The organism is Streptosporangium sp. H13245 (genome assembly GCF_055690525.1).
The window spans coordinates 434,404-460,032 of record NZ_JBSZKT010000003.1 but is presented as its reverse complement, the minus strand read 5'-3'; the positions used below and the strand labels follow the sequence as shown (position 1 = coordinate 460,032).

Below are 25,629 nucleotides of genomic sequence, written 5' to 3'. Positions count from 1 at the left end.
TCATCCGGGAGTGATGGTTGTTCGGCTCAAGGGCTCCTCAAGGGCTCCGGTCCGGAAGTTCTGGCCCGGGAGTCCCGGTCTTGAAATTCTGATTCGGGACCCCCGGGCCCGGGAGTCCCGCTGTGAAAGTTCCGAGCCGGGGATCCAGGGGGCAGGCCGCCCCGCTGACGAAGACCGGTGGGAGACGCGAGGAACCCCGCCCCCTCGTGGAGGGGACGGGGTTCGGAAACGTGCTCGGACGAGGTGCTCCCCAGACAGCGCCGCTGGCTCCGCTGCCGGTCCGCCGTCAGTTCTTCGGCGGGACGGGCCTGCCGCCGGGCAGCACCGCGGGCGGCGGGAAGCGCAGCTTGCGGATCTGCAGCGCGCGCATGGCGGCGTAGAAGCCCACACCCCTGAGGTTCTCGTTGGGGAACTTCTCGGCGGTGAGCTTCTTCACCTTCCAGGACACCCAGATCGAGGTGAGCAGCACGCCGACCATCATGAGCGGCCAGCCGACCGTGATCACCGCGACGTAGACGTAACCGCGGACGTCCGCCGGGAACGGGATCCAGGTGAGCAGCAGGATAAGAAGGGAGAACGGCAGGAAGTACTGGCTGGCGAGACGGCGGGAGTCGACCCAGTCTCGCGCGAACTTCCTGGCGGGCCCCTTGTCGCGGGCGGGGAAGTAGCGCTCGTCGCCACGCAGCATGCCCTCGCGCGCCTTGACGCGCTCGCTGGCCTGGCGTTCGCGGAGGTTCTTGTAAGCCTCTTTGCGGTTCTGGGGGGCGTTCACCGGCTGCCGGCGACGGCCTTCGGCGTCCCGTCGCTTGGGTGTGGGACGCCCCTTGCCCGCAGGCTTAGGATCGTTAGCGGAGACGGGGGAGTCGTCCGCGGTGGTCTGGGTACGTCGGAACACAACGTCAGCCTACCGGGAGCGCAACTTAGTGACGCCCCCGCGCGTTATGCGTAGGGTGAACCCTATGGTGGCTCCGGTGCTTTTCGGGGGGCTGGACTCACTTGGGGTGACCCGAAGCGCACTTGAAGAAGGGGACGGCCGACGCGCATGAGCGTGATGAAGAGACTTTCGCTGATCTTCAGGTCCAAGGCGAACAACGCGTTGGACAAGATGGAAGATCCTCGCGAAACCCTGGACTACTCATATCAGCGCCAGCTGGAGTTGTTGCAGAAGGTGCGCCGGGGTGTGGCGGACGTCGCCACCTCGCGCAAGCGCGTGGAGCTTCAGATCAACCAGATCGAGGCGCAGTCGCGCAAGCTTGAGGAGCAGGGCCGCAAGGCGCTCGGGGTCGGCCGTGAGGACCTGGCCCGTGAGGCGCTGACCCGCCGTGGCAGCCTGCAGACCCAGATCGCCGACCTCCGCGTGCAGCACGACAACCTGCAGGCCGAGGAGGAGAAGCTCACCACGGCCTCCCACCGGCTCCAGGCCAAGGTCGACTCCTTCCGTACGAGGAAGGAGACGATCAAGGCGACCTACACCGCCGCCGAGGCGCAGACGCGGATCAACGAGGCCTTCTCCGGCATCTCCGAGGAGATGGGCGACGTCGGCCTGGCGATCCAGCGTGCCGAGGACAAGACCGCCTCGATGCAGGCCCGCGCGGGTGCCATCGACGAGCTGCTGGCCAGCGGCGCGCTCGACGACTTCAGCGGGCAGCGCGGCGACGACATCCAGGCCGAGCTCGACCGCATGGGCGGCGGGCACGACGTGGAGCTGGAGATCGCGCGGATGAAGGCCGAGCTGGGCCAGGGCCCCGCGCCGCAGGGCGCGATCACGCCCGGACCGGGGCAGCCCCACCAGCAGCCCCAGCCCCAGCAGCCGCCTCACCAGCAGCCGCAGTCCAACCAGACGCAGCAGCTGCGCCAGCCGGGGGAGGGCCTGTGATCGTCCGCATCATGGGGGAGGGGCAGATCGAGATCGCCCCCGCCGACCTCGACGTGCTGAACACGCTGGACACCGAGCTGGAGGCCGCCATCGAGGCGGGCGAGGAGGAGGCCTTCCGCGTACGGCTGCACGCCCTGCTCGACAAGGTCCGCCACGTCGGCAAGGCGCTGCCCGACGACAGCCTGGAGTCCTCGGAGCTGATTTTGCCTCCGGCCGACGCATCCATGGACGAAGTGCGGGAGATGCTCGGCAATGAGGGGCTGATTCCCGGCTAGCTTGGGCATATGGCACAAACCCGGTTCGCCCCGGACCGGGGCCTGACCAGGCGCATGGTGATCACCATGTTCCTGCTCGGACTGCTCTACGTGGTCTTCGTGGCCGTGTTGATCGCGATGGGCGTCCGGGCCGTCATGGTGCTGGTGATCGCCGGCGGCATCCTGCTCGTGCAGTACTTCATGTCCGACCGCATCGCGCTGTTCGCGATGCACGGACGTGTCGTCTCCCCGCAGGAGGCCCCGGAGCTACACGGCATGATCGACAGGTTGTGCGCCCTCGCCGACATGCCCAAGCCGCGGGTGGCGATCGCCGACTCGGACGTACCGAACGCGTTCGCCACCGGCCGTAACCAGAAGAACTCCGTGGTCTGCGTGACCACGGGGTTGCTGCGCCGTGTCGACGGCGGCGAGCTGGAGGGCGTGCTGGCCCACGAGATGTCCCACGTGGCCCACCGCGACGTCGCGGTCATGACGATCGCGTCCTTCCTCGGCATCGTCGCCGGGCTCATGACCAGGGTCGCGCTCTACAGCGGCCTGGGCGGGCGCGGGCGCGACGACAGGGGCGGCCTGCCGATCGGCGTGATCATCCTGCTCGTCTCGGTCCTGGTGTACGCGGTCAGCTTCCTGCTCACCCGTGCCCTGTCGCGCTACCGCGAGCTGGCCGCCGACCGCGCGGGAGCACTGCTCACCCAGCGTCCCTCCGCCCTGGCCAGCGCCCTCGTCAAGATCAGCGGTGAGATGGCCCGCATCCCGACGAAGGACCTGCGCGAGGCCGAGCCGTTCAACGCCTTCTTCTTCGCACCGGCCCTGTCCGGCAAGGCGGGCCTGTCCGCGCTCTTCGCGACCCACCCGCCGCTGGAACGGCGCCTGGAGCAGCTCAGCAGGATCTCCGCCCAGCTGGGGCAGGGCGGATGACAGACCCGGGGATCGAAGGAGACCCGAAGGGGGAGTGACCCGATGCGCTGGTGGGACGCGCTGATGGGGCGTGGCGAACCCGCCAAGGCCGACCTGGACGCGCTGTTCGCGCTGCCCTCGGCCGCGGTGACCCTCCAGGCCGCCACCGATCTGGTGCCTACGGGTGTGGGGGCGGTCTGCTTCCGCTCTGCCGAGGGCGGGGCGTTCGCCGGGCTGGAGCGTGACATCACCCAGTTGCTGGACGCCGGGGGCGGTCCCCCGGTGGAGATGTCGAAGGACTCCTTCGGCTACACGTGGCTGCTGGTGCGCCGTACCCCCGACCTGCTCGGTGACCTGGTCACCGACCTGCACGCGGTCAACTCCTCCCTTGAGGCGGCGGGGTTCGGCCCCTCCCTGCTCTGCTCGCTGGTCTCTTTCGCCGCCCCCGACGGCCGACGGCTCGCCCTGGTCTACCTGTACAAACAGGGCACCTTCTACCCGTTCGCCCCGCTGCCCGCCGAGCACGGGGCGGGGCAGGCGCAGCGCAGGGACAACGCGCTGGAACTTCAGGTACGCGGCGCGATCGGCGGTGAGCTGGAGATCGAGCCGGATCTCGGCCGCTGGTTCCCCCTCTGGGGCGCGCCCGGCCTCTGAGCGCTTCTCCCGGAAGCCCTTCCCGCACGGCCTTCCCGCGCGATGCGTGAGGCGCGGGAAGCGCGCCTGGGCGACCCGTCCGGCTTGCGGTTTGATGTACGTCCTGTGACCCTTTGCCCTCACAATGGGACCGGCATTCATCACGGGAGAAGGGTGTGACCATGGCGGACCTCGCGTCCTTGCGGCCCGGGGATCCCGAGCACGTGCGGGAGTACCGGCTCACCGCCCGGCTCGGCGAGGGAGGCCAGGGAACGGTCTACCTGGGCGTTTCCCCGGCGGGAGCGCGTGTCGCGGTCAAGTTGCTCCGCGCGGACCTCACGCAGGACGAGGAGGCGATGGAACGTTTCGTCCGCGAGGTCAGCACGACCCAGCGCGTCGCGCCCTTCTGCACCGCCGCGGTGATCGAGACGGGGGTCGACCAGCACCGCCCGTACATCGTCAGCGAGTACATCGACGGCCCGACGCTCGACGCGGTCGTGACCACCGAGGGCCCGCGCGAGGGCGCGGGCCTGCACCGCCTGGCGATCGGCACGGTCACCGCGCTCGTCGCGATCCACCAGGCGGGCATCGTGCACCGCGACTTCAAGCCGTCCAACGTGCTGCTGGCCTCCGACGGCCCCCGGGTGATCGACTTCGGCATCGCCAAGGCGCTCGACCGGACCTCCACGCTGACCGCGATGGCGATCGGCACCCCTTCGTACATGACCCCCGAGCAGCTGGCCGGGGAGAACGCGGGATCGCCCGCCGACATGTTCGCGTGGGGCTGCACGATGGTCTTCGCGGCCACCGGGCAGCCGCCGTTCGGCACGGACAGCCTTCCGGCGATCTTCAACCGGATCATGAACATGGAGCCGGACCTGGGGGCGATCGCCGATCCGGCGCTGCGCGACCTGGTCGGGCAGTGCCTGTCCAAGGACGCCGCCCAGCGGCCCGCGGCGGGTGAGGCGCTGCTGCGGCTGCTCGGCCACGCGGGCGGCCCAGGTGGTACGGGCGGCGCGACCGGTGCCGCGCCGCCCACCGCGCCGAGCGGCATCCTCGCCGAGGGCTCGGCCGCCGCGGCGCAGCAGACCGGCCCCGGCGGGAACGGTCCTGAGCGGACCGCGTACGGGTACAGGCGTCCGGGCGACGACCAGGCCCAGCAGGGCTACCGGCAGCACTCCGGGCCGCAGCCGTTCGCCCAGCAGGGCGGGCCGGGCGGGGGATATCCGGCGCAGGGGCCCCAGGGCGGTCCCGCCGGTTACGCCCAGCACCCCCAGCAGTCCGACCCGCGCGGTCACGCCGCGCACCCGCAGCAGTCGCACCCCCACGGCTACGCCCCGCATCAGCAGCCGGATCCGCGCGCCGCGCATCCGCAGCAGTCGAATCCGCGCGGCCAGGCCCAGAACCCGCAGTGGTCCGACCCGCGTGGCCAGGAGCAGTATCCCCAGCACGCCCAGCACCCTCAGCAGGCCGAACCCCATGGCTACCCCGCCACGCGGCCCGTCGGCGAGTATCCCGGCTCCGACGGCTACGCGGGCGGCTACCCCCCGCAGAACCCAGGGCACCCGCGGCCGGGATATCCGGGGCACCCCGGACCCCAGCCCTACAACAGCGGTCCCGCGACCTACCCCTCCGCCGAGGGGGCCCCGTACCGGAACCCCGGATCACCGGCGTACCCGGGGCAGGCGGACCCCGCCCGGCGCGGGCGCCGGACATGGCCGGCGATCGTGGGGGGCGTGCTGGTCACCGCCCTCGTGGCCGGGGGCGTCGTGCTGCTGCTGCGCGGCACCACCCCCGAGACGCCGACCCCCAGGGCGGGCGTCACGACGACCGCGAGGACCCCGGCTCCCACCGCTCCGACGGTGCCGGAGGCCGACAGCACGATCAAACTGCCCGGCACCTCGCTCACGCTCCACGAGAGCGACCAGGACCCGATCAAGCTGAGCTCCTACAGCCTCGAATGGGACAAGACCCTCTACGTCCGGAAGCAGGGCACCGAGCAGTTCGTCAAGAACGGCAAGTACTTCCAGTACACGGTCAACGCCGAGGGCACCCAGGCGCTGGGCACCGACCGGATATACGACGCGCAGAGCTACGCGATCGTGTCGATCATCGATCACCGATCCGGTGCGGCGAGTAGGATCAGGATCACCAAGGCGCCGGTCTATCCGACGCTTCCGCAGTGGTCGCCGGACGGCAAACGCGGCCTGGTCACCCTCTACGAGGCGGTCGGCGACATCAGCAAGGAGTACGGCTTCGCGATCATCGACGTCGCCACGAAGAAGGCGAAGGTCGTCCGCGTGAAGGAGAAGGACGCGGGCAAGTGGAGCTATTTCTGGCGAGGCGACGGCCGGGCCGTCGGCACCTGGGCACTGACCGGAAAGACCCAGCGCATCCGCTTCTACGACACACAGGGCACCGTGCTGCAGACCCTCCTGGACGTGGGCACCCCGATCACGGTCGAGGGCGACGACATCTCCCCGTCCGGCTCCTCTCTGCTGACGTACTGCAAGGAGAGCAAGAAGGAGATCTGCGTCTGGTCCACCGGCTCCGACGCCCCGGCGAAGGTCCGGATCCCGTTCGAGACGAAGCGGCTCATCGGCTGGTACGACGACGAGCACATCGCGGGCTGGCGGAGCAAGGGCTCCGGCTACGAGGCGGTGGTGTTCGACTTCACGGGGAAGGTGCAGCGGGTACTGGCCACCAGCACCGACGCCAAGGAGTACGAAAAGCAGTTCATGCGCTTCACGCGAGAGGGCTGACATGAGGGAGTGGACCCACGCCGAGCACACCGCGGCCGCCGCCACGGAGATCGCCCGGATGGCCGACGTCCTACGGGGACGTGACATGTCCGTCTCCGTGCTGACCTGTCCCGGCTGGGATCTGGCGAGGCTCGCCACCCACACCGGAGGTGTGCACCGGTGGGTGGCCGCGATGGTGCGCGACCTGGCCGAGCGGCGCTACGAACGCGACGGCATGGACATGGGCCTGCCCGCCGACCCGGGCGGCTATTCCGCCTGGCTCGGCGAGGGTGCGGGCATCCTGTCCGAGGCGCTGCTCGCGCGGGACCCGCAGGCGCCGATGTGGTCCTGGGGCGGGGAGAAGCGGGTGGGGTTCTGGTCGAGGCGGATGCTCCACGAGACCGTGGTGCACCGGGTGGACGCCGAGCTCGCGGTGGGCGTCCCGGTCATGATCCCCGAGCACGTGGCGGCCGACGGGGTCGAGGAGTTCCTCGACGTCCTGCCGTACGTGAAGTGGAACCCGGACGTGGCCGAGCTCAGGGGCGGGGGCGAGACGATCTCCCTTCAGGCCGACACCGGAGCCGGGTGGGTGATCACCCTTGACCCCGACCGCTTCCACTACCGGCGGTCCCTGCAGCCGGGTACGGTGACCGTCCTCGCCGCCACGTCGGCCGACCTGCTCCAGGTCGTGTGGGGGCGGCGCAGCCCCGACGACTACGCCGTCGAGGGCGACGGCGGGCTGCTGGGCTGGTGGCGGGGGCTTGCCCGGGTCTAGGCCGGGTCCACCGACTGAATCAGATTTCCGCGCGGCCCGGGTTCGGTGCTCGGACCAGGTCTTCGCGCGGCCCGGGTTCACTGCTCGGACCAGGTCTTCGCGCGGCCCGGGTTCAGGATCCGGACCAGGTCTTCGCGCGTCCCGGGTTCACCTCGGGCGAGCGCGAGATGGGGCGGGACCCGTCCGGATCCGGGCCGGGGCCACTCCTCCGCCGCCCGGATCAGGTCCCTGTCCGGCCTGAGCCTGATCTGGGTCCGGCCTGGGCCTAATCTGGTCGAACGCAAAATACCGGTCCGGTATTCGGCCAAGACACGACAGGGGCCGCGCAGGGCTCGCCGCCGCGACCGCGGTCCCGTGGTGCCATGACTTCATGATCAAGCTGTCTCAGGCGGTCACGTCGGCCGTGCTCGTCTCCACGGGACTGTTCTTCGCCGATCTGCCCGGCGGTGCCGCGCTCGCCGACTCCGCGCCCCCCGCGCCCTCCGCGGTGACCGTGGAGGGGCACCGCCCCCAGATCACGGTCGTGGGAGAGGGCAGCGTGTCCGCGACCCCCGACATCATGCGGCTGGACACCGGTGTCGAGGTGCGCCGCCCCACCGCCGGGGCGGCGTTCGCCGACGCCCGTACCGCCGCCGCCGCGCTGACGCGGGCGCTGCTCGCGGCCGGGATCGCGGCCAGGGACCTGCGGACCGACGAGCTGACCCTCGGCCCCGAGTACAAGGAATATCCCACGATCTCCGGCTACCGGGCCACGCAGGGTGTCGAGGCCGTGGTGCGCGACATCGACGACGCGGACGACGTGGTGGAGGCGGCGGCCACCGTCGGGGAGGCGGTCCGGTTCGACGGTGTCACCTTCGAGGTGTCCGACAACAACGCGCAGCTCAGGCTGGCGCGCGAGGCCGCCTTCAAGGACGCCAGAAGCCGCGCCGCGCAGTACGCCCAGCTCGCGAGCCGCGGGCTCGGCCGCGTCATGGAGATCAGCGAGCAGAGCGGCACCCCGCCGACGCCGGTCCTCGGCTTCGCCGCGAGCGCCGACAAGGCGTCGATCAGCCCCGGCCGCCGGAACGTGGCCGTCAGCGTCAGGGTGGTCTACGAGCTCGAATAGGCCCCGCTCACGCGGTGCTCCCCCGACCCCGGGTACGCGACAGGTCCCCGGCACGCGACGGGCCCCGGCGGGTTACCACCCGCCGGGGCCCGTCCACCCTGAGGTCGGGGCGGAGCCGCGGGACACCCGTACCAGGCCCCGGCAGGCCGGACCGGGGCTGTCCAGACGGTCAAAACGGTTCAAACCGTTGAGACCGTTCAGGCGGTTAGGGCAGGGCCAGCATCCGGTCCAGGGCGACCCCGGCCCAGTGGGCGGTGTCGTCGTCCACGGTGATCTGGTTGACGACCTGGCCGGAGGCGAGCGACTCCAGCGCCCACACCAGGTGCGGAAGGTCGATCCGGTTCATCGTCGAGCAGTAGCAGACCGTCCGGTCCAGGAACGTCACGTCCTTGTCGGGGAACATGGCGCCGAGCCGCTTGACCAGGTTCAGCTCGGTGCCCACCGCCCAGGAGGACCCGGCCGGAGCCTCCTCGATCTTCTTGATGATGTACTCGGTCGAACCGACGTGGTCGGCCTTGGTGACGACCTCGTGCCTGCACTCGGGGTGGACCAGCACGTTGACGCCGGGGATGCGGGCCCGTACGTCGTCCACGCACTCGGCGCTGAAGCGGCCGTGCACCGAGCAGTGCCCCTTCCACAGGATCACCTTGGCGTTCCCGAGCTGCTCGGCGGTGAGGCCGCCGTTCGGCCGGTGCGGGTTGTAGACGACGCAGTCGTCCAGCGACAGGCCCATCTCCAGCACCGCGGTGTTGCGGCCCAGGTGCTGGTCGGGAAGGAAGAGCACCTTCTCCCCGCGTGAGAAGGCCCACTCCAGGGCGCGCCTGGCGTTGGAGGAGGTGCACACGGCACCGCCGTTGCGCCCGCAGAACGCCTTGATGTCGGCGCTGGAGTTCATGTAGGTGACGGGGACGGTGACCCCGGCGATCCCCGCGTCCTCCAGGGCCTCCCAGCACTCCTCGACCTGGTCGAAGGTGGCCATGTCGGCCATCGAGCACCCGGCCGCGAGGTCGGGCAGGACGACCTTCTGGGAGCTCGACGTGAGGATGTCGGCGGACTCGGCCATGAAGTGCACGCCGCAGAAGACGATGTACTCGGCGTCGGGGCGGGCCGCGGCCTCCTTCGCGAGTTTGAACGAGTCGCCGGTCACGTCGGCGAACTGGATGACCTCGTCGCGCTGGTAGTGGTGGCCCAGCACGAAGACCCTGTCGCCGAGCGCCGCCTTCGCCCTCCTGGCGCGCTCCACGAGCGCCGGGTCGGAAGCGGACGGCAGCTCGCCGGGACAGTCGACACCGCGCTCGCTGTGCGGGTCGACACCCCTGCCGAGGACGAAGAGCGGAAGCCCGGTCTCGGTGGTCGTCACGGCCACACCCCCTTATCGTCGAAGTGACGACTAATGATGACACATGGGATTGGGGCTTTATTCCGGGGGAGGGGGGTTTGTCCAAGGGCGGATGGTTCTGGCGTCTGAGGAATGTGTGCCGGGGGGCGGGTGTTGGTAGCGTCTGAGAAGGACGTCATTAACAGACAGCCGTTCCCGGCGAGCGGCTGACGCAGACGCGGGAGTCACCAACATGTCGGTTGAGAGCAGCGAGACCACGGCACAGGGCCTGATCCTCAGTTCCGCGGCCGCGGCGAAGGTCAAGAGCCTGCTGGAGCAGCAGGGCGAGGAAGGTCTCCAGCTGCGCGTGGCCGTGCAGCCCGGCGGCTGTTCCGGCCTGCGTTACCAGCTCTTCTTCGACGACCGTTCGATGGACGGCGACGTCGTCTCCGACTTCGACGGCGTGAGCGTGGTCACCGACCGGATGAGCGCCCCCTACCTCGTGGGCGCCACCGTCGACTTCGTCGACACGATCGAGAAGCAGGGCTTCACGATCGACAACCCGAACGCCACCGGCTCGTGCGCCTGTGGAGACTCGTTCAACTAGGCGAGCCGGACAGACGAGAACGCCTGGCCCCCCGGGGATGAGATTGGTCACCCCCGGGGGGCTTTGGCGCGCGCGATCGGGGTAGCGGGCAGATGCGAGCGAGGTGCGGGGAAGGTCGCGTATTCTTGCGTGGCTCATCTTCCCGCGTGGCTCAATCGCCCGCGTTCCCAGAGATGCTGACAACGAGGAGAAGAACCCCGTGCGCATCGCCGTCACCGGCTCAATCGCGACCGATCAACTGATGACCTTCCCCGGCCGCTTCAGCGACCAGCTCATCGCCGGTCAGCTCGACCGGGTCTCCCTGTCGTTCCTCGTGGACGACCTGCAGGTCCGCCGAGGGGGCTGCGCGGCCAACATCGCGTTCGGAATGGGCTGCCTGGGGCTCAGCCCCGTCCTGGTCGGCGCGGTCGGCGCGGACTTCGCCGACTACCGCTCCTGGCTGGAGCGCCACGGCGTCGACTGCGATTCCATCCACGTCTCGGAGACGCACCACACCGCCCGCTTCCTGTGTACGACCGACGACGACCACAACCAGATCGCGTCGTTCTACACCGGCGCGATGGCCGAGGCCCGCCTCATCGAGCTCGGCCCGGTGGCCGAACGGGTCGGCGGCCTGGACCTGGTGCTGATCAGCCCCAACGACCCCGACGCGATGCTCAGGCACACCGCGGAGGCGCGTCAGCGCGCGATCCCGTTCGCCGCCGACCCCTCCCAGCAGCTCGCCCGCATGCCCGGGGAGCAGATCCGCGAGCTCGTCGACGGCGCCGCCTACCTGTTCGGCAACGACTACGAGAAGGGCATGATCGAGCAGAAGACCGGCTGGAGCGACGAGGAGATCCTCGACCGCGTCGGCGTCCGCGTCACCACGCTCGGTCCCAAGGGCGTCGTCATCGACCGCAAGGGCGAGCCGTCCCTGCACGTCCCCCCGGCGCCCGAGCTCGGCAAGGCCGACCCCACCGGCGTGGGCGACGCCTTCCGCTCCGGCTTCCTGTCCGCCCTGGCCTGGGGCCTGTCCCCGGAGCGCTGCGGCCAGGTCGGCAACCTCACCGCCACCCACGTCCTGGAGCAGGTCGGCGGCCAGGAGTACGAGCTGGGCCAGAAGGTCTTCCTGGAGCGCTTCGCCGACGCCTACGGCGCCGACGCCGCCGCTGAGGTGGCCGCCTTCGTGAAGTGCCACCACGCCTGAGGCGCCACGGCCCCGGGGTCTTTCCTGGGCGCCCTCTCTTATGAACCGCCGATCGGGCCACCGGCCGGGCCGTCGCCCGCCGGTGGCCCGGCCGCTCGTACCGGCCAGGTGCAGGCCGCTCGCGTACGCGAAGCCGCCGCGGGACGCTCGCGAAGGCGCCGCGGGATGCGGGCCGGGTGTCAGCCGCTCGCGTAGACGCGGTGCACGAACTCGGCCAGCTTGTCGTCGGGCAGTTTCCTGGCCAGGTCGGCCTCGGTGATCATGCCGACGATGCGGCCGTCCTCGATCACCGGCAGCCGCCGGATCTGGTTCTGCTCCATCTTGGCCAGCGCCTGCTCGACGCTCGCGTCCGCCGACACCCAGACCAGGCCGGTCGCCAGGTCTCCCGCGGTCATCTTGGAGGGGTCCTGGCCGTGTGCCACGCACCTGACCACGATGTCGCGGTCGGTGATGATCCCCTTCAACCGGTCGTCGCTGCCGCAGATGGGCAGCGCGCCCACGTTCATGTCCCGCATCATCTGCGCCGCCCGGTCGAGTGTCTCGTGTGCCTCGACGCACCGGACCCCGGCGTTCATCAGATCTCTGGCCGTCTCACCGCTCATGTCCGTCCCCCGAACCGTTTGGCGTGTTTTCGGGGAGGGTCATACCCAATTTCAGGACATGTCAGTAATTACGGCGTACGTGGATGGCCCAGCCGCGCTCGGGGAGCTCGTAGCTGCCCACGTGGTGGTGTGACTTCAACCGGCACCAGGCCGGGATGTCGCTGAAGGCGGCCGGGTCGTCGGCGAGGACCGCGACGATCCCGTTGCGCGGCACGTCGTTGATCTGCGCCGCCAGCATGATGATCGGGATCGGGCACTTCTTGCCCAGCGCGTCGATCGTCAGGGCCGGAGGCTGCGCCGATCCCGCCGGAGTGGCCTGGCTGGACGTCATCACGTCTTCACTCCCCGAATGTTGATCAAAGCTTGACCCCCGCCTCCTCGCGGATCCTCCGCACCGTGTCCGGCAGAAGGGTGAGGAAACGGTCGACATCCGTCGCCGAGGCGCCCCGGGGTAGCGAAACGCGGACGTTCCCGTGCGTGAGCACGCCCATGGCCTCCAAAACATGCGACGGACGAAGCGTACTCGCCGTGCAGGAGCTGCCGGACGATACCGAGAATCCGGCTTTATCGAGTTCCGTGAGCAATGCCTCACCTTCCACGTAAAGACACGAAAAGGTGACAATGTGCGGTGCTCGCGCGAACGGATCGCCGATGACCTCGACGTCCGGGACCAGCCGGGGCACCTCGGTCCTGATCCGGTCCACGAGCGCCGAGAGCCTGGCCGACTCCATGGCCGACTCGGCCACCGTGGCGCGCAGCGCGGCGGCCGCCGCGACGATCGCCGGGACGTTCTCGAACCCGGGGACCCGGCGGCGCTCGCGGTCGTCCTCGGGCAGCGGGGTGCGCCACCGGGTGCCCTTGCGGACCACCAGCACGCCGACCCCGGCGGGGCCGCCCCACTTGTGGGCGCTGGCGGCCAGCACCGACCAGCCGGGCGGCAGCGGCATCCTGCCCGCCGTCTGGGCCGCGTCCACCAGCAGGGGCACCCCCGCCTCCGCGCACGCCGCCGCCGCCTCGGCGACCGGCTGGAGCGTGCCCACCTCGTGGTTGGCGCTCTGCAGGCAGGCCAGGGCCGTGCCCTCGGCGCGGACCTCCTCGCCGAAGGCGCCGGGGTCGACCGCGCCGGTGATGCCGACGCCGACCGTCTCCACCGAGCCGCCGTCGCGCTCGTGGATACCGGCCGCGTGCAGCACGCTGGAGTGCTCCACGGCCGAGGTGACCAGGCGGCGGCCGGTCCTGCGGCGCCCGTGCAGGGTGCCGAGCACGCCCAGGTGCACCGCCTGGGTGCCGGAGGAGGTGAAGGAGACCTCGTCCGGCCTGGCGCCCAGTGCCTCGGCCACCTCGGTCCTCGCCTGTTCCAGTAACATCCTTGCCCGGCGGGCGGAACCGTACAGTCTCGCGGGGTCGGCCCAGCCGACGTCGAGGGCCGCGATCAGAGCCTCGCGCGCCTGAGGGTGCAGCGGCTCCGTGGAGGCCGCGTCGAAGTACGCCACGTCCCAATCGTCGCACCACGCGCGGTGCGGGCGGGGGCTGCGGGGGAGGGCGAGGGGTGTCCGCGCTAATGTGTCCCCCAGCGTGAAGCTGTGAACTACGAAATCTTGAACGTGAACAAACGACCGCCCAGGAGCGACTCCTGGGCTTCCTCTGTGGGGTAGGCGATCCGTGAGTCCGACCCGCCGTTCTGCACGGCGTCCGTTGGCCCGCCGCCGGGTGCCACGCGCTGCCGCTCTGGCGCTGCTGCTGGTTTCCCTGACGGCGTGCAGTGCCGAAGACTGGTCCCGAGCAGGCCTGCCCGAGGGCATCACCAAGCAGTCCGACGCCGTCCAGAACCTGTGGAACGGCTCGTGGATCGCCGCCCTCGCCACCGGTGTGGTCGTGTGGGGCCTGATCCTCTGGTCCGTTGCCTTCCACCGCAAGAAGAAGAACTCCAAGGAGGAGCTGCCGCCCCAGGTGCGGTACAACCTCCCGATCGAGATCCTCTACACGGTGGTGCCGATCATCATGGTCGGCGTCTTCTTCTTCTTCACCGCGCGGGACCAGAACTACATCACCAGCATGTCCGCCAAGCCCGACGTGACGGTCAAGGTCGAGGGCTTCCAGTGGAGCTGGCGCTTCACCACGGAGTACAACGGCAAGACCGCCCAGGTGGTCGGCCAGCCCGCCGCCGACTACACCAAGGGGCCGCAGCTGGTGCTTCCGGCCGGTAAGAAGATCAGGTTCGATCTCCACTCGCCGGACGTCATCCACTCCTTCTGGGTCCCGGCCTTTCACTTCAAGCTCGACGTGATCCCCGGGGTGAACAACAAGTTCGAGGTCGAGACCCTGGACAAGCCCGGCGTCTACGCCGGACGATGCGCCGAGCTCTGCGGTGTCGACCACAGCAGGATGCTCTTCTCGGTGAAGCTCGTCCCCCCGGCCGAGTTCGACCAGTACATCGCTAGCCAGGCGGGTGCCCAGTGACCGCACTTAACGAACCCCTCGTCCTCTCCCCGGTGCCGACCCGCAAGGGTTCGATCATCACGAAGTGGGCGTCGTCCACCGATCACAAGATCATTGGACACCTGTACCTCATCACCTCGTTCATCTTCTTCCTGATCGGCGGCGTCATGGCGCTGATCATGAGGGCGGAGCTGGCGCAGCCGGGTCTCCAGCTGACCAGCAACGAGCAGTTCAACCAGCTGTTCACCATGCACGGCACCATCATGCTGCTGATGTTCGCGACCCCGCTGTTCGCGGGCTTCGCCAACGAGCTCATGCCGCTGCAGATCGGCGCCCCCGACGTCGCCTTCCCGCGACTGAACATGGTCAGCTACTGGCTCTTCACCTTCGGCAGCCTCATCGCCCTGTCGGGGTTCCTCACCCCGGGCGGCGCGGCCAGCTTCGGCTGGTTCGCCTACACCCCGCTGTCGAACGCGATCAGCTCCCCGGGAATCGGCGGCGACCTGTGGATCGTCGGCCTGACCATCAGCGGTCTGGGCACGATCCTCGGCTCGGTGAACTTCATCACCACGATCATCTGCATGCGCGCGCCCGGCATGACCATGTTCCGCCTGCCGATGTTCACCTGGAACGTCCTGCTCACCTCGATCCTGGTGCTGATGGCCTTCCCGGTGCTGGCCGCCGCGCTGCTGGCGCTGGAGGCCGACCGCAAGCTCGGCACGCACATCTTCGACTCCCAGACCGGCGGCGCGCTGCTCTGGCAGCACCTCTTCTGGTTCTTCGGGCATCCGGAGGTCTACATCATCGCGTTGCCGTTCTTCGGCATCGTGACCGAGGTGCTGCCGGTCTTCAGCCGCAAGCCGCTGTTCGGCTACATCGGCCTGGTCGGCGCGACGATCGCCATCGCGGGCCTGTCGATCACCGTGTGGGCGCACCACATGTTCCCCACGGGACAGGTGCTGCTGCCGTTCTTCTCCTTCATGACGTTCCTCATCGCGGTGCCCACCGGAGTGAAGTTCTTCAACTGGATCGGCACCATGTGGCGCGGCCACCTGTCGTTCGAGTCGCCGATGCTGTTCTCGATCGGCTTCCTGGTGACGTTCCTGTTCGGCGGCCTGACCGGCGTCATCCTCGCCTCCCCGCCGCTGGACTTCCAGGTGTCCGACTCGTACTTCGTGGTGGCGCACTTCCACTACGTGGTCTTCGGCACCGTGGTGTTCGCGATGTTCGCGGGCTTCTACTTCTGGTGGCCCAAGTTCACCGGCAAGATGCTGAACGACACCCTCGGCAAGGTGCACTTCTGGACGCTGTTCATCGGCTTCCACACCACCTTCCTGGTGCAGCACTGGCTCGGCGCGCAGGGCTTCCCGCGCCGCTACGCCGACTACAGCCCGATCGACGGCTTCACCGACCTCAACATGGTCTCCTCGGTGGGCGCGTTCCTGCTGGGCGCCTCCACGCTGCCGTTCCTCTACAACGTGTGGAAGACCCACAAGACCGCGCCGAAGGTCACCGTGGACGACCCGTGGGGGTACGGCAACTCGCTCGAATGGGCGACGTCCTGCCCGCCGCCGAGGCACAACTTCACCTCGCTGCCCCGCATCCGGTCCGAGCGCCCGGCGTTCGACCTCAAGCACCCGCACATCCCGGCCCATGAGCTGGAGGAGAACCGATGAAGGTCCAGGGCTGGCTGTTCATCCTCTGCGGCGTCTTCTTCGCCGCCGTGGACGTCGTCTACTGGTACTGGTCCAAGGAGCCGGTCGGCACGACCGCGATGGCCATCTCGGTGGGCTTCGCGTTCATGATCGGCTACTACCTCATGTACACGGCCCGCCGCATCGGCGAGCAGCCGGAGGACGACAAGCAGGGCGAGATCAGCGAGGGCGCCGGGGAGCTCGGCTTCTTCAGCCCGCACAGCTGGTGGCCGCTCTTCGTCTGCCTGGCCGTCGCGCTCAGCGCGGTCGGCCTGGTCATCGGCTGGTGGCTGTTCCTGATCGGCGTGTTCGCGATCCTGATGAGCATGATCGGCTTCGTCTTCGAGTACTACCGGGGCAACTTCTCGCACTGACCCCGTAGGGCCCGGATCCTGAGGGCCCCGCACCTCACCGCACCCTGAGCGGGCCACGGAAAAACTTCCGTGGCCCGCTTTTTGGCGTTTATTTGGCGCTCAAGGTGGATGTCTTATGTGGTGAACCGCTTACTCCGGGTAATAACTGAATCAGTGGTTCAGTCCGGACAGGGGAGTTCAAGTGGGGCACGCGATCCGTGGTTCGAGCCAGGGAGCGGGACTGCTTGCCCTCGCACTGGTGACGGCCTCCTGCTCGGGAAACACCGACGTACAGAGTGGCCAGGCGTCCCAGACGTCACAGGCGCCGTCCGCCGCCGCGGCGGCCGTCGTCACCGTGGCCCCCCTCGACAGGGCCACGGGTGTCCCCACCGACACCCCCGTCCTGATCGCCGCGCAGGGCGGCACCCTCAGGCAGGTCACCGTGAAGGCCGTCAGGGGCGCCAAGGGCGTCCTGCCGGGCGTTCTCAGTGCCGACGGCACACAGTGGCGCAGCCGCGGCATGGCGGCTCCGGGGGCCTCCTATGAGGTCTCCGCGACGGCCGTCAACCCGGCGGGCGCCGTCACCACCACGACCTCCTCCTTCTCCACGGTGAAGGGGAAGGAGACCTTCGCGATCGAGAACTTCATGCCGGGCAGGGACTCGACCGGCCTGACCGTCGGCGTCGGCATGCCGGTGATGATCACCTTTGACCGCGACGTCACCGACAGGGTCTCCATCGAGCGCAACCTGCTCGTCCGTACCTCCAGGCCGGTCCTGGGCGCGTGGCACTGGTTCGACAACCGGAACGTCCACTTCCGCCCGAAGAAGTTCTGGCCCTCCGGCACCAGGGTGCGGGTCGAGGCCCGCCTCGCGGGCGTACGCGGCGGCGCCGGCCTGTACGGGGCCGCGAACAAGACCGTCAACTTCAAGATCGGCCGTTCGCAGATCACCCGGGGCAGCGTCCAGTCGCACAACCTCACGGTGAAGCGCAACGGCAGGGTCGTCCGCGAGATGCCGATGAGCGCCGGGCAGGGCGGCACCTGGAAGTACCACACGACCAGCGGCGTGCACCTCGCCATGTCCAGGGAGGACGTCACCGTCATGACCTCCCCGGGCATCGGCCCCGGCTCGGCCGGTTACTACCAGCTGACCGTCTACGACACCGTCCGCATCTCCAACAGCGGCGAGTACATCCACAGCGCCCCGTGGTCGGTCGGCTCCCAGGGCAACTCCAACGTCAGCCACGGCTGTGTGAACGTGAGCCCGAGCAACGCCAAGTGGTTCCTCGACAACACCCTGATCGGGGACCCGATCATCATCACCGGCTCGCCCCGCGTCCTGGAGCCCACCAACGGGTGGGGCCAGTGGCAGGAGACCTGGAAGCAGTGGCTCCAGTGGAGCAGCCTCAAGCACTTCAACACCGACGACGTCTGACCTCGGCGTCTCGGCATCCGCTCCGGGCGCCGGGGCATGACCCCGAGGCCCCCTCGCGGCCTCGGGCCGCGGAGGCTCCGGAGGCCCCGGGGGCTTCCCGGAGTTCTCACGGCGGCTCAGGGGGGCTGTCCCCATCGGGGAGCCGTCCGGGTGGCCTCGGCCCACCTCAGGCCCGGAGGAGCCCTCTGAGGGCCTCCTGGGAGCCCCGTGACGGCCCTGGAGGCACGGCGCGTACAACGAACGCCGGGAGCGCGTACGAACAAACGAGCGCCCCTCCGCGGGGCGCGTACGGCGAAGAGCCCGGACACCGTGTGGTGTCCGGGCTCTTCGTGTGGTGTCGGCCGTGACGGGTCAGCGGGTCAGGGACTTGTCGTCCCCGCCCTGGCCGATCGCCGCGTGCTCCTCGTGCGTCCCGTCGCTCCCGTGGCCCTCGCCGATGGCGGCGTGGCCCTCGCCGTGGCCGTGGCCGTCGTCGAGCGGGATCTTCTCGCCGCCGTACGCCGCGCTCATCTTGGCGCGGAGCCGGCCGAGCGGGCCGCGCATCCCCTTGGAGGGGATGTCGTCGCGGCCCTGCGGGCCCGCGCCGCCTCCGGAGACGATCGGGATCGCCTCCTTGCCCCGCATGTGGGCCTCGATGGCCTCGTGCGGCGGGACGTGGACCTCGATGTACTCGCCGTGGGGCAGCCGCTTGATCACACCGGACTCGACGCCGTGGCTGATGATCGCCGCGTCACCGCGCTGCAGGCCCAGGCAGGTCCGGTAGGTGATGATGTACGCCAGCACGGGACCGGCGATGATCAGGAACCGGCCCACGTAGGTCGTCCAGTTCAGCGACACGTGGAAGAACGCCGAGATCTCGTCGTTGGCGCCCAGCAGCCACAGGATGCCGTAGAACGTGACCGCCGACATGCCGATCGCGGTGCGGTGCGGGTTGTTGCGGGGACGCTCCGCGATGTGGTGCTCGCGGCGGTCGCCGGTGACCCACTGCTCGATGAACGGGTACAGCGCCAGGCCCGTCATGACGATGCCCATGGGCACCAGGGCCGGGATCAGCACGCTCATCGCGAGCGTGCCCCCCGCGCCGCCGAAGAGGTTGATCTCCCAGGCGGGCATCAGGCGCAGCGAGCCTTCGAGGAAGCCCATGTAGAAGTCGGGCTGCGAGCCCGCCGAGATGTCGGCGGGGGTGTAGGGGCCGAACAACCAGATCGGGTTGATCTGGGCGAAGGTCCCCAGCAGCGCGATCACCCCGAAGGTGAACATGAAGTAGGCGCCGGCCTTGATCATGAAGGCCGGGTAGAACGGCGCGCCCACCACGTTCTCGTTGGTGCGGCCCTTGCCCGCCATCTGCGTGTGCTTCTGCACCCACATCAGGATCATGTGAGCCGAGATGAGCGCGAGCAGGATGCCCGGGATGAGCAGGATGTGCAGCGAGTAGAAGCGCGCGATGACGTCCTCGCCCGGATACTCGCCGCCGAAGAGGAAGAACGTGATCCAGGTGCCGACCAGCGGCAGGGAGATCGCGACACCCTCGGTGATCCGCAGACCGGCGCCGGAGAGCAGGTCGTCGGGCAGGGAGTAGCCGGTCAGGCCCTCGGCCAGCGCCAGCGTGAGCAGCAGCACGCCGATCAGCCAGTTGAGCTCGCGGGGCTTGCGGTACGCGCCGGTGAAGAACACCCGCAGCGCGTGCACCATCATGCCGCCGATGAACAGCAGGGCGGCCCAGTGGTGCATCTGCCGCATCAGCAGGCCGCCGCGCACGTCGAAGCTGATGCTCAGCGACGAGGCGTACGCCTCGGACATGGTCACGCCCTGCAGCGGGCCGTACGATCCGGCGTACTCGACGTGGCCCATGCCGGGCTTGAAGAAGAACGTCAGGAACGTGCCGGTCAGCAGCAGGATGATGAACGAGTAGAGGGCGATCTCACCCAGCAGGAACGACCAGTGGTCGGGGAAGATCTTCCGCAGGTTGCGCCTGAGGAAGTTTCCCGCGCCGATGCGGTCGTCGACGAAGGTGCTCGCGCCCTCGATGGGCTTGGGAACGGTCTCGATGCTCATTACTGTTGGGCTCCGTTCTCACGGACCTCGGCCTCGGCGTCGCCGCGTTCCCAGAAGCTGGGGCCGACGGGGACGGCGAAATCGGCCGTTGCGACGAGGTATCCCTCATTGTCGACGGCGATCGGCAGCTGAGGCAGGGGCCGGGCGGCCGGGCCGAAGATGACCTTGGCGCCGTCTGCGGCGTCGAAGGTCGACTGGTGACACGGGCACAGGATGTGGTGGGTGGTCTGCTCGTACAGGGCCGCGGGGCAGCCGACGTGCGTGCAGATCTTGGAGTACGCCACGATCCCGTCGTGTGTCCAGTTCAGGTTGGTCCCGGACTTGAGCTCCTCGGGACGGAACTTGATCAGGATCAGTGTGGCCTTGGCCAGCGCGTTCAGGTCGTGCTCGTAGCCCTCGGGCACCACGGAGAGGATGCCGCCGGGGGAGTTGAAGTCGGCGGCCCTGATGGGCGAGCCGCTTCCCTCGACGATGAGCTTGAGGGGCTTGCCGTCCTTGGTCTTCTCGCCCCAGACGGTGTGCCTGAGCTTGGCCGGGAAGTTCGTGTGGCTCGGGCCGAGGTCGCGCAGCAGGACCAGCGGGGCCAGGCCGAGCGGGGCGGCGGCGGCCAGCAGGGTGCGGCGCAGCAGCGGGCGCTTGGCGATGCCGCTCTCGTTCGCCCCCTGGAGGAAAGTCTCGCTCACGTAGGACCGGGTCTCGGTGTCGGAGGCCATCGCGTGGCGCTCCTGGACCAGGTTGTACTTGGGCATGACCAGGCGGACCCAGGTCGTCAGGCCCGCGGCCAGCCCGAGCAGGGCCAGCGTGAGCGTGCCGCCCAGCGCGAGGTTGGAGACCTGCGTCTTCTCCAGGTCGCCGACCTGGAAGACCACGTACGACACCACGAAGCCGATGCCCGCCAGGAAGGCGACCACGAAGCAGAGGGCGGCGTACTTCTCGCCCTTCCGCGCGGTCGCCTCGTCCTGCGGGGTCACCCCGGGAACCTGGACGACGTCCGCCTTCTTCGGCTCCTCGTGGCCGAGGAGGGAGGTGCTCGTCGCCGGGGAGGGGGTGCCGATCACGCGCTTCGGCGCGCGCTCCTCCGGCTGTTCGATGTCGTGATTGTTGTCAGTCATTTGGCCTGTCGCCTCTTCGCGGTGATCCAGATGGCGGCCAGGGAGAGGAGGCTGAGCCCGACGACCCAGGCCACCAGACCCTCCGTGACCGGGCCGATGCGGCCGAGACCGGCGCCGCCCGGGTTGGGCTCCTCACGCACGCCCACGATGTAGGCGATCATGTCCCGCTTCTGCTCGGGGGTGATGATGCTGTCGTTGAACACCGGCATCGCCTGCGGGCCGGTGATCATCGCCTCGTAGATCTGCTTCTCGGTGGCGTCGTGGAGCGGCGGTGCGTACTTGCCCTGGGTCAGGGCGCCGCCGGAGCCGACGAAGTTGTGACACTGGATGCAGTTCGCGCGGAACAGCTCCCCGCCCTTGGACTTGTCGCCCTTGGCGGCGTCGACCTGCTCGTCGGTCGGGACGGTCGGGCCGCCGCCGAGCGACTGCACGTAGGCGGCGAGTTGCCGGACGGTGTCGTCGTTGACCCAGGGGGCCGTGGGCTTGCGCGGCGCCTGCGCTCCGGGGTTGGCCAGGGGCATGCGGCCGCTGCTGACCTGGAAGTCCACGGAGGCGGCGCCGACGCCGATCAGGGTCGGACCCTGGGCGGTGCCCTCGGCGTTGGGCCCGTGGCAGCTGGAGCAGCTCTGCTCGAAGAGCTTCTTGCCCTCCGCCACGTCGTCGGCCCTGCCGGACGCGATGGAGGCGTCGGCCTGCTGACCGGGTGAGATCGCGAGCGCGACGGTGTAGACCCCGCCGATCAGGCCCAGGGCCAGGAGCAGGACGGCGTATCTCGCGAGGGGATGCCGCCGCCCAGCGGTGATCCTATTCACAGAGATCCCCGATTCCTTAGTGAATGCCATAGATGGTTACGAAAAGGCCGATCCAGACCACGTCGACGAAGTGCCAGTAGTAGGACACGACGATCGCGCTGGTCGCCTGCTCACGGGTGAAGCGCTTCGCGGCGTACGTGCGTCCCAGCATGAACAGGAACGCGATCAGTCCACCCGTCACGTGCAGGCCGTGGAAGCCGGTGGTCAGGTAGAACACGGAGTCGTACGCGGAGTGCGACAGCGTGTGCCCCTCGTGGACCAGCTCGCTGTACTCGAACAGCTGGCCGCCCACGAACACGGCGCCCATCAGGAAGCTGACGATGTACCAGAAGCGCAGCTTGGCGACCTGCCCCTTCTCGGCCGCCCACACGCCCAGCTGGCAGGTCACACTCGACAGGACCAGGATGATCGTGTTGGCCAGGGAGAACGGGATGTTCAGGTGGGCCTCGGGCCAGGGCAGTCCCTGGCCGATGCTCACCGACCGGATGGTGAAGTACATCGCGAACAGCGCCGCGAAGAACATGAGCTCGGAGGACAGCCAGACGATCGTCCCGACGCTGACCAGATCGGGTCTGCGGGACGAGTGTGCTGTCGTCGTCGTTGAAATTGCGGATGCTGTCGCCACGGGCAGCATTATTGCGGCTCTCCTGCTCGGGTCGCCGCACGACCCCCCGATAGGGGGTGCATACGTCCCCCCAAAGTGGACGTATAGGGCAATTCGCTCGCCCCCGGCTCCGGCCTGGGTCTCCGGACCGGCCGACCGGTAGCATCCCAGGTGACCATACATCGACGAGGGATAGTGAGCGCGACCGTGAGCACCGACGACAAGATGAGGGTCCTCGTCTACAGCGACGACGCGAGCACCCGCGAGAAGGTGCGGCAGGCGATCGGCCGCCGCCCCGCCGGAGACGTGCCCCTCGTGGAGATCGTGGAGTGCGCCACCCATGCCAAGGTCATCCAGCACTTCGACTCCGGAGAGATCGACGTCGCCGTGCTCGACGCCGAGGCCCAGCCCGCGGGTGGCATGGGCGTGGCCCGCCAGGCCAAGGACGAGGTCCACGACTGCCCGCCGATCTGCCTGCTGATCGCCCGCCGCGACGACCGCTGGCTGGCCGAGTGGTCGCGCGCCGAGGCCGTCGTGCCGCAGCCGATCGACCCGGTCGTCCTCGCCGAGACCGTCGCCGACCTGATGCGCCGCCGCCTGTCCACTCGCCTGTCCGCCCGGTAGACCCCCCGGAACCCCCCTGGAGACCTTCATGGACGCGCGCACCACCTGGCCCGCGCTGTTGTCCGCCCTGATCGCGGGCGAGCACCTGACGGCCGACGAGACCGCCTGGGCGATGAACCAGATCATGTCAGGATCCGCCACGTCCGCCCAGATCGCGGGCTTCGCGGTGTCGATGAGGGCGAAGGGCGAGACGGTCGCGGAGGTGAACGGCCTGGCGCGCACGATGCTGGAGCGGGCCACCCCGCTGTCGGTCGAGGGTCCCGTCGTCGACGTGGTCGGCACCGGCGGCGACCGGGCCCACACCGTCAACGTCTCGACCATGGCCGCGATCGTGGCCGCCGCCGCGGGGGCCAGGGTCGTCAAGCACGGCAACCGGGCCGCCTCGTCCTCCTGCGGCGCCGCCGACGTCCTGGAGCACCTCGGGATCGTGCTCGACCTGGCCCCGGCCGACACCGCCAGGGTCGCCGTGGAGGCCGGGATCGCCTTCTGCTTCGCGCCGGTCTACCACCCGGCGCTGCGCTTCGTGGGTCCCACGCGCAAGGAGCTCGGCGTCCCCACGATCTTCAACTTCCTCGGCCCGCTGACCAACCCGGCCAGGCCCGCCGCCCAGGCGATCGGCATCTTCGACGCGGCCATGCTCCCCGTCGTCGCGGGCGTCTTCGCCGAGCGCGGGGTCTCCGCCCTGGTCTTCAGGGGCGACGACGGCCTGGACGAGCTCACCATCGCCACGACCTCCACGGTCTGGGTGGTGCGCCAGGGCGCCTTGGAGCAGGTCGTCTTCGACCCGGCCGCCCTCGGCATCCCCAGGGCGGCGCCCGACGCGCTGCGCGGGGGGGACGTGGTGTTCAACGCCCAGGCCGTCCGCGACCTGGTCGGCGGCAAGACGGGGCCGGTCCGTGACGCGGTGCTGCTGAACGCCGCCGCCGCGCTGGTCGCCCTCGACGGCGCGGGCGACGGTGCCGGCGCGGGTGCCGGTGACGACCTGAACGCCGCGCTGGCCGCGGGGTACGAGCGCGCGACGCGGGCCGTCGACTCCGGCGCCGCCGCCGAGACCCTCGACCGCTGGATCGAGGTCAGCCGGGCGCTCAAGCCGTCCTGACCTCCGCCGGGGGAGGTCCAGGCACCGGAGGTCCTCCGCTCCTGGGCGGATGGAAGATCCGCCCAGGAGGGGATGTATCGCTCGGGGGAGTCGCTCTAGATTGCGGCCATGTTGAGTGCTGACCCCCTGACCGAGCAGGCGTTTCCCGTCCTGCTGTCGTGCGCGGTGCTCGTACTGTGCGTGGCCGTGGCGAGCCTGGCGTGGGAGCGCAGGCTCCTGCTGCTGAGGCTCAGGTCCTGGGAGGCCAGGTTCGCCTCCCAGGGGGAGGCGCTGGCCGGTGCCCGGCTCGCCGAGAGGCGGGCGCGCATCGCCCGCGAGCTGCACGACGTCGTCGCCCACGGGATCAGCATGATGACGCTCGGGGTGGGCGCCGGACGGATGATCATGGACAGGGATCCCGAGCGGGCCAGGGAGACCCTGCGGGTGGCCGAGGAGTCGGGGCGCCAGGCACTCGTCGAGCTCCAGCGCACCCTGTCGCTGCTCGACCTCGACGGCCCCTCCACCGGCAGGACGCCCCAGCCCAGGCTGTCCGACCTCCGCGACCTGCTCGCCGGGGTCAGGGAACAGGGCCTGCGGGTGGACGTGGTCGAGGACGGCAGCCCCGCCGAGGTCGGGCTCGCCCTCGAACTGGTGGCCTACCGGATCGTCCAGGAGGCGCTCGGCAACACCCTGCGGCACGCCGGTGCCCGCTCGGCCCGCGTCACGCTGCGCTGGCGGCCGGGCTTCCTCGACGTCCTCGTACGGGACGACGGCAGGACCGCCCCCTCCGCCGCCGCGGGGCACGGCCTGCTCGGCATGCGCGAGCGGGCCACCCTGTTCGGCGGGACGCTGGCGGCCGGGACCCTGCCCGGAGGGGGGTTCGAGGTGCGGGCGCGGCTGCCCACCGCGGGCGAGGTGGGCGACCGTACGGGCGAGTGGGACGCCACCGTGCCGCGCCGGGGCCCCACCGGCGCGGGTGAGGGCGGGGAGGACGTCACCGGCCCCGCCGCGCGCCCCGGCCCGGCCCGCGCGGGGGAGGGGGACCTCACGGCCGCCGGACCCGCGGGCCCGGCCCGTACGGGAGAGGGGTCAGTCGGACTCGCCGAGGCCGATCGAGAAGGCGGCGTCCAGGTCGTGCCGTGAGTAGGCGCGGAAGGCGACGTGGGTCTCGGTGTGCAGCACCCCGTCCACCTTGTTGATCCGGCCGGGGACGACCTCGGCGATCTCCTCGTAGGAGGCGACGCGGACCATCGCCATCAGGTCGTACTCGCCGGTTATGGAGTAGACCTCGCTCACCCCGTCGATCTCGGCGACCGTCTGGGCGACCTCGGGGATCCGGTCCACCTCGGCGTTGATGTGAACGATCGCGGTGACCACGAGCTTCCTCCTCGTTGAGTGCGGTTTGCCGCCT

26 protein-coding genes are annotated in these 25,629 nt (G+C 69.7%); 16 read left to right on the top strand and 10 right to left on the bottom strand.

Translation table 11 applies throughout. The features are described from left to right. Window positions 1-286 precede the first annotated feature (286 nt). The gene (locus ACW9TB_RS08910) at window positions 287-895 is read right to left on the bottom strand and encodes a DUF3043 domain-containing protein (protein WP_472747451.1); all 609 of its coding nucleotides are present in this window, start codon (window positions 893-895) and stop codon (window positions 287-289) included. Between the two features lie 147 nt (window positions 896-1,042). Here ACW9TB_RS08910 and ACW9TB_RS08905 point away from each other — a divergent pair, with 147 nt between their 5' ends. The 7 genes from ACW9TB_RS08905 to ACW9TB_RS08875 all read left to right on the top strand — a co-directional run bounded on the left by ACW9TB_RS08905 (window position 1,043) and on the right by ACW9TB_RS08875 (window position 8,299). Continuing rightward, the gene (locus ACW9TB_RS08905; protein WP_472747450.1) at window positions 1,043-1,876 is read left to right on the top strand and encodes a PspA/IM30 family protein; all 834 of its coding nucleotides are present in this window, start codon (window positions 1,043-1,045) and stop codon (window positions 1,874-1,876) included. Then, window positions 1,873-2,151 carry a PspA-associated protein PspAA gene (pspAA, locus tag ACW9TB_RS08900; protein WP_472747449.1) on the top strand — a complete coding sequence of 93 codons (279 nt, stop codon included), beginning with the start codon at window positions 1,873-1,875 and terminating at the stop codon, window positions 2,149-2,151. Before ACW9TB_RS08905 ends, pspAA begins: the two co-directional genes overlap by 4 nt. Window positions 2,152-2,160: 9 nt before the next feature. Next, window positions 2,161-3,066, top strand: a complete 906-nt coding sequence (htpX, locus tag ACW9TB_RS08895; RefSeq protein ID WP_472747448.1) for a zinc metalloprotease HtpX — start codon at window positions 2,161-2,163, stop codon at window positions 3,064-3,066. A 42-nt stretch (window positions 3,067-3,108) separates the two neighbouring features. After that, entirely contained in the window at window positions 3,109-3,699 is a 591-nt protein-coding gene (pspAB, locus tag ACW9TB_RS08890) for a PspA-associated protein PspAB (protein ID WP_472747447.1), read from the top strand. Between the two features lie 161 nt (window positions 3,700-3,860). Continuing rightward, on the top strand, window positions 3,861-6,440 hold the full coding sequence (locus ACW9TB_RS08885) for a serine/threonine protein kinase (protein WP_472747446.1): 2,580 nt from the start codon (window positions 3,861-3,863) through the stop codon (window positions 6,438-6,440). A 1-nt stretch (window position 6,441) separates the two neighbouring features. Beyond that, the gene (locus ACW9TB_RS08880) at window positions 6,442-7,194 is read left to right on the top strand and encodes a maleylpyruvate isomerase family mycothiol-dependent enzyme (protein WP_472747445.1); all 753 of its coding nucleotides are present in this window, start codon (window positions 6,442-6,444) and stop codon (window positions 7,192-7,194) included. Window positions 7,195-7,564: 370 nt separating this feature from the next. Then, on the top strand, window positions 7,565-8,299 hold the full coding sequence (locus ACW9TB_RS08875; RefSeq protein ID WP_472747444.1) for an SIMPL domain-containing protein: 735 nt from the start codon (window positions 7,565-7,567) through the stop codon (window positions 8,297-8,299). Window positions 8,300-8,504: 205 nt separating this feature from the next. Here the strand turns inward: ACW9TB_RS08875 and nadA are convergent, their stop codons facing one another. After that, entirely contained in the window at window positions 8,505-9,659 is a 1,155-nt protein-coding gene (gene nadA / locus ACW9TB_RS08870; protein ID WP_472747443.1) for a quinolinate synthase NadA, read from the bottom strand. Window positions 9,660-9,870: 211 nt separating this feature from the next. On the opposite strand from nadA, the gene ACW9TB_RS08865 reads away from it, so the two are divergent. Both ACW9TB_RS08865 and ACW9TB_RS08860 read left to right on the top strand, forming a co-directional pair. After that, a complete protein-coding gene (locus tag ACW9TB_RS08865) occupies window positions 9,871-10,224 on the top strand; it encodes a HesB/IscA family protein (protein WP_030910261.1) in 354 nt (117 codons plus the stop codon). Between the two features lie 199 nt (window positions 10,225-10,423). Then, window positions 10,424-11,410, top strand: a complete 987-nt coding sequence (locus ACW9TB_RS08860) for a carbohydrate kinase family protein (protein WP_472747442.1) — start codon at window positions 10,424-10,426, stop codon at window positions 11,408-11,410. Window positions 11,411-11,589: 179 nt separating this feature from the next. Here the strand turns inward: ACW9TB_RS08860 and ACW9TB_RS08855 are convergent, their stop codons facing one another. The 3 genes from ACW9TB_RS08855 to ACW9TB_RS08845 all read right to left on the bottom strand — a co-directional run bounded on the left by ACW9TB_RS08855 (window position 11,590) and on the right by ACW9TB_RS08845 (window position 13,505). After that, window positions 11,590-12,012, bottom strand: a complete 423-nt coding sequence (locus tag ACW9TB_RS08855; protein WP_472747441.1) for a CBS domain-containing protein — start codon at window positions 12,010-12,012, stop codon at window positions 11,590-11,592. A gap of 61 nt (window positions 12,013-12,073) precedes the next feature. Next, the gene (locus ACW9TB_RS08850) at window positions 12,074-12,343 is read right to left on the bottom strand and encodes a sulfurtransferase TusA family protein (protein ID WP_472747440.1); all 270 of its coding nucleotides are present in this window, start codon (window positions 12,341-12,343) and stop codon (window positions 12,074-12,076) included. A gap of 25 nt (window positions 12,344-12,368) precedes the next feature. Next, entirely contained in the window at window positions 12,369-13,505 is a 1,137-nt protein-coding gene (locus ACW9TB_RS08845) for a cysteine desulfurase family protein (protein ID WP_472747439.1), read from the bottom strand. A 217-nt stretch (window positions 13,506-13,722) separates the two neighbouring features. Here ACW9TB_RS08845 and ctaC point away from each other — a divergent pair, with 217 nt between their 5' ends. From ctaC to ACW9TB_RS08825, 4 genes are all read left to right on the top strand, one after another. Further along, entirely contained in the window at window positions 13,723-14,472 is a 750-nt protein-coding gene (gene ctaC / locus ACW9TB_RS08840) for an aa3-type cytochrome oxidase subunit II (protein ID WP_472747438.1), read from the top strand. Further along, complete coding sequence (gene ctaD, locus ACW9TB_RS08835) at window positions 14,469-16,127, top strand: aa3-type cytochrome oxidase subunit I (RefSeq protein ID WP_472747437.1); 1,659 nt, start codon at window positions 14,469-14,471, stop codon at window positions 16,125-16,127. Before ctaC ends, ctaD begins: the two co-directional genes overlap by 4 nt. Further along, the gene (locus tag ACW9TB_RS08830; RefSeq protein WP_386268333.1) at window positions 16,124-16,519 is read left to right on the top strand and encodes a cytochrome c oxidase subunit 4; all 396 of its coding nucleotides are present in this window, start codon (window positions 16,124-16,126) and stop codon (window positions 16,517-16,519) included. The genes ctaD and ACW9TB_RS08830 overlap by 4 nt, the downstream gene beginning before the upstream one ends. Before the next feature lie 181 nt (window positions 16,520-16,700). Continuing rightward, window positions 16,701-17,933, top strand: a complete 1,233-nt coding sequence (locus ACW9TB_RS08825; protein ID WP_472747436.1) for a L,D-transpeptidase — start codon at window positions 16,701-16,703, stop codon at window positions 17,931-17,933. Window positions 17,934-18,284: 351 nt separating this feature from the next. Here ACW9TB_RS08825 and qcrB read toward each other — a convergent pair whose 3' ends face one another. Genes qcrB through ctaE form a run of 4 tightly spaced genes read right to left on the bottom strand, consistent with a single transcriptional unit; the run spans window position 18,285 to window position 22,546 of the window. After that, entirely contained in the window at window positions 18,285-19,988 is a 1,704-nt protein-coding gene (gene qcrB, locus ACW9TB_RS08820; RefSeq protein WP_472747435.1) for a cytochrome bc1 complex cytochrome b subunit, read from the bottom strand. Continuing rightward, window positions 19,988-21,100: a cytochrome bc1 complex Rieske iron-sulfur subunit gene (gene qcrA / locus ACW9TB_RS08815; protein ID WP_472747434.1), complete on the bottom strand. Its 1,113-nt coding sequence runs from the start codon at window positions 21,098-21,100 to the stop codon at window positions 19,988-19,990. The genes qcrB and qcrA overlap by 1 nt, the downstream gene beginning before the upstream one ends. Then, window positions 21,097-21,912: a cytochrome bc1 complex diheme cytochrome c subunit gene (qcrC, locus tag ACW9TB_RS08810; RefSeq protein ID WP_472747433.1), complete on the bottom strand. Its 816-nt coding sequence runs from the start codon at window positions 21,910-21,912 to the stop codon at window positions 21,097-21,099. Before qcrC ends, qcrA begins: the two co-directional genes overlap by 4 nt. A 16-nt stretch (window positions 21,913-21,928) precedes the next feature. Next, window positions 21,929-22,546: an aa3-type cytochrome oxidase subunit III gene (gene ctaE / locus ACW9TB_RS08805; RefSeq protein WP_472747432.1), complete on the bottom strand. Its 618-nt coding sequence runs from the start codon at window positions 22,544-22,546 to the stop codon at window positions 21,929-21,931. A gap of 195 nt (window positions 22,547-22,741) precedes the next feature. On the opposite strand from ctaE, the gene ACW9TB_RS08800 reads away from it, so the two are divergent. The 3 genes from ACW9TB_RS08800 (at window position 22,742) to ACW9TB_RS08790 (ending at window position 25,361) form a co-directional block, all read left to right on the top strand. Beyond that, window positions 22,742-23,140 carry a DNA-binding transcriptional response regulator gene (locus ACW9TB_RS08800; RefSeq protein ID WP_329093937.1) on the top strand — a complete coding sequence of 133 codons (399 nt, stop codon included), beginning with the start codon at window positions 22,742-22,744 and terminating at the stop codon, window positions 23,138-23,140. Between the two features lie 28 nt (window positions 23,141-23,168). After that, a complete protein-coding gene (gene trpD, locus ACW9TB_RS08795) occupies window positions 23,169-24,239 on the top strand; it encodes an anthranilate phosphoribosyltransferase (protein ID WP_472747431.1) in 1,071 nt (356 codons plus the stop codon). Between the two features lie 108 nt (window positions 24,240-24,347). Beyond that, window positions 24,348-25,361 carry a sensor histidine kinase gene (locus ACW9TB_RS08790; protein WP_472747430.1) on the top strand — a complete coding sequence of 338 codons (1,014 nt, stop codon included), beginning with the start codon at window positions 24,348-24,350 and terminating at the stop codon, window positions 25,359-25,361. On the opposite strand, the gene ACW9TB_RS08785 is transcribed toward ACW9TB_RS08790, so the two are convergent. Next, the gene (locus ACW9TB_RS08785) at window positions 25,308-25,595 is read right to left on the bottom strand and encodes an Lrp/AsnC family transcriptional regulator (RefSeq protein WP_472747429.1); all 288 of its coding nucleotides are present in this window, start codon (window positions 25,593-25,595) and stop codon (window positions 25,308-25,310) included. The genes ACW9TB_RS08790 and ACW9TB_RS08785 overlap by 54 nt on opposite strands. Between the last annotated feature and the right edge of the window lie 34 nt (window positions 25,596-25,629).

What these genes read in the sequence shown, in the direction of transcription:
- ACW9TB_RS08905 (WP_472747450.1), top strand. Translation starts at nt 1,043, where the DNA reads ATGAGCGTGATGAAGAGACTTTCGCTGATCTTCAGGTCCAAGGCGAAC.
- htpX (WP_472747448.1), top strand. Translation starts at nt 2,161, where the DNA reads ATGGCACAAACCCGGTTCGCCCCGGACCGGGGCCTGACCAGGCGCATG.
- pspAB (WP_472747447.1), top strand. Translation starts at nt 3,109, where the DNA reads ATGCGCTGGTGGGACGCGCTGATGGGGCGTGGCGAACCCGCCAAGGCC.
- ACW9TB_RS08885 (WP_472747446.1), top strand. Translation starts at nt 3,861, where the DNA reads ATGGCGGACCTCGCGTCCTTGCGGCCCGGGGATCCCGAGCACGTGCGG.
- ACW9TB_RS08880 (WP_472747445.1), top strand. Translation starts at nt 6,442, where the DNA reads ATGAGGGAGTGGACCCACGCCGAGCACACCGCGGCCGCCGCCACGGAG.
- ACW9TB_RS08875 (WP_472747444.1), top strand. Translation starts at nt 7,565, where the DNA reads ATGATCAAGCTGTCTCAGGCGGTCACGTCGGCCGTGCTCGTCTCCACG.
- ACW9TB_RS08865 (WP_030910261.1), top strand. Translation starts at nt 9,871, where the DNA reads ATGTCGGTTGAGAGCAGCGAGACCACGGCACAGGGCCTGATCCTCAGT.
- ACW9TB_RS08855 (WP_472747441.1), bottom strand. Translation starts at nt 12,012, where the DNA reads ATGAGCGGTGAGACGGCCAGAGATCTGATGAACGCCGGGGTCCGGTGC.
- ACW9TB_RS08850 (WP_472747440.1), bottom strand. Translation starts at nt 12,343, where the DNA reads ATGACGTCCAGCCAGGCCACTCCGGCGGGATCGGCGCAGCCTCCGGCC.
- ACW9TB_RS08830 (WP_386268333.1), top strand. Translation starts at nt 16,124, where the DNA reads ATGAAGGTCCAGGGCTGGCTGTTCATCCTCTGCGGCGTCTTCTTCGCC.
- qcrB (WP_472747435.1), bottom strand. Translation starts at nt 19,988, where the DNA reads ATGAGCATCGAGACCGTTCCCAAGCCCATCGAGGGCGCGAGCACCTTC.
- qcrA (WP_472747434.1), bottom strand. Translation starts at nt 21,100, where the DNA reads ATGACTGACAACAATCACGACATCGAACAGCCGGAGGAGCGCGCGCCG.
- ctaE (WP_472747432.1), bottom strand. Translation starts at nt 22,546, where the DNA reads ATGCTGCCCGTGGCGACAGCATCCGCAATTTCAACGACGACGACAGCA.
- ACW9TB_RS08800 (WP_329093937.1), top strand. Translation starts at nt 22,742, where the DNA reads ATGAGGGTCCTCGTCTACAGCGACGACGCGAGCACCCGCGAGAAGGTG.
- trpD (WP_472747431.1), top strand. Translation starts at nt 23,169, where the DNA reads ATGGACGCGCGCACCACCTGGCCCGCGCTGTTGTCCGCCCTGATCGCG.
- ACW9TB_RS08790 (WP_472747430.1), top strand. Translation starts at nt 24,348, where the DNA reads ATGTTGAGTGCTGACCCCCTGACCGAGCAGGCGTTTCCCGTCCTGCTG.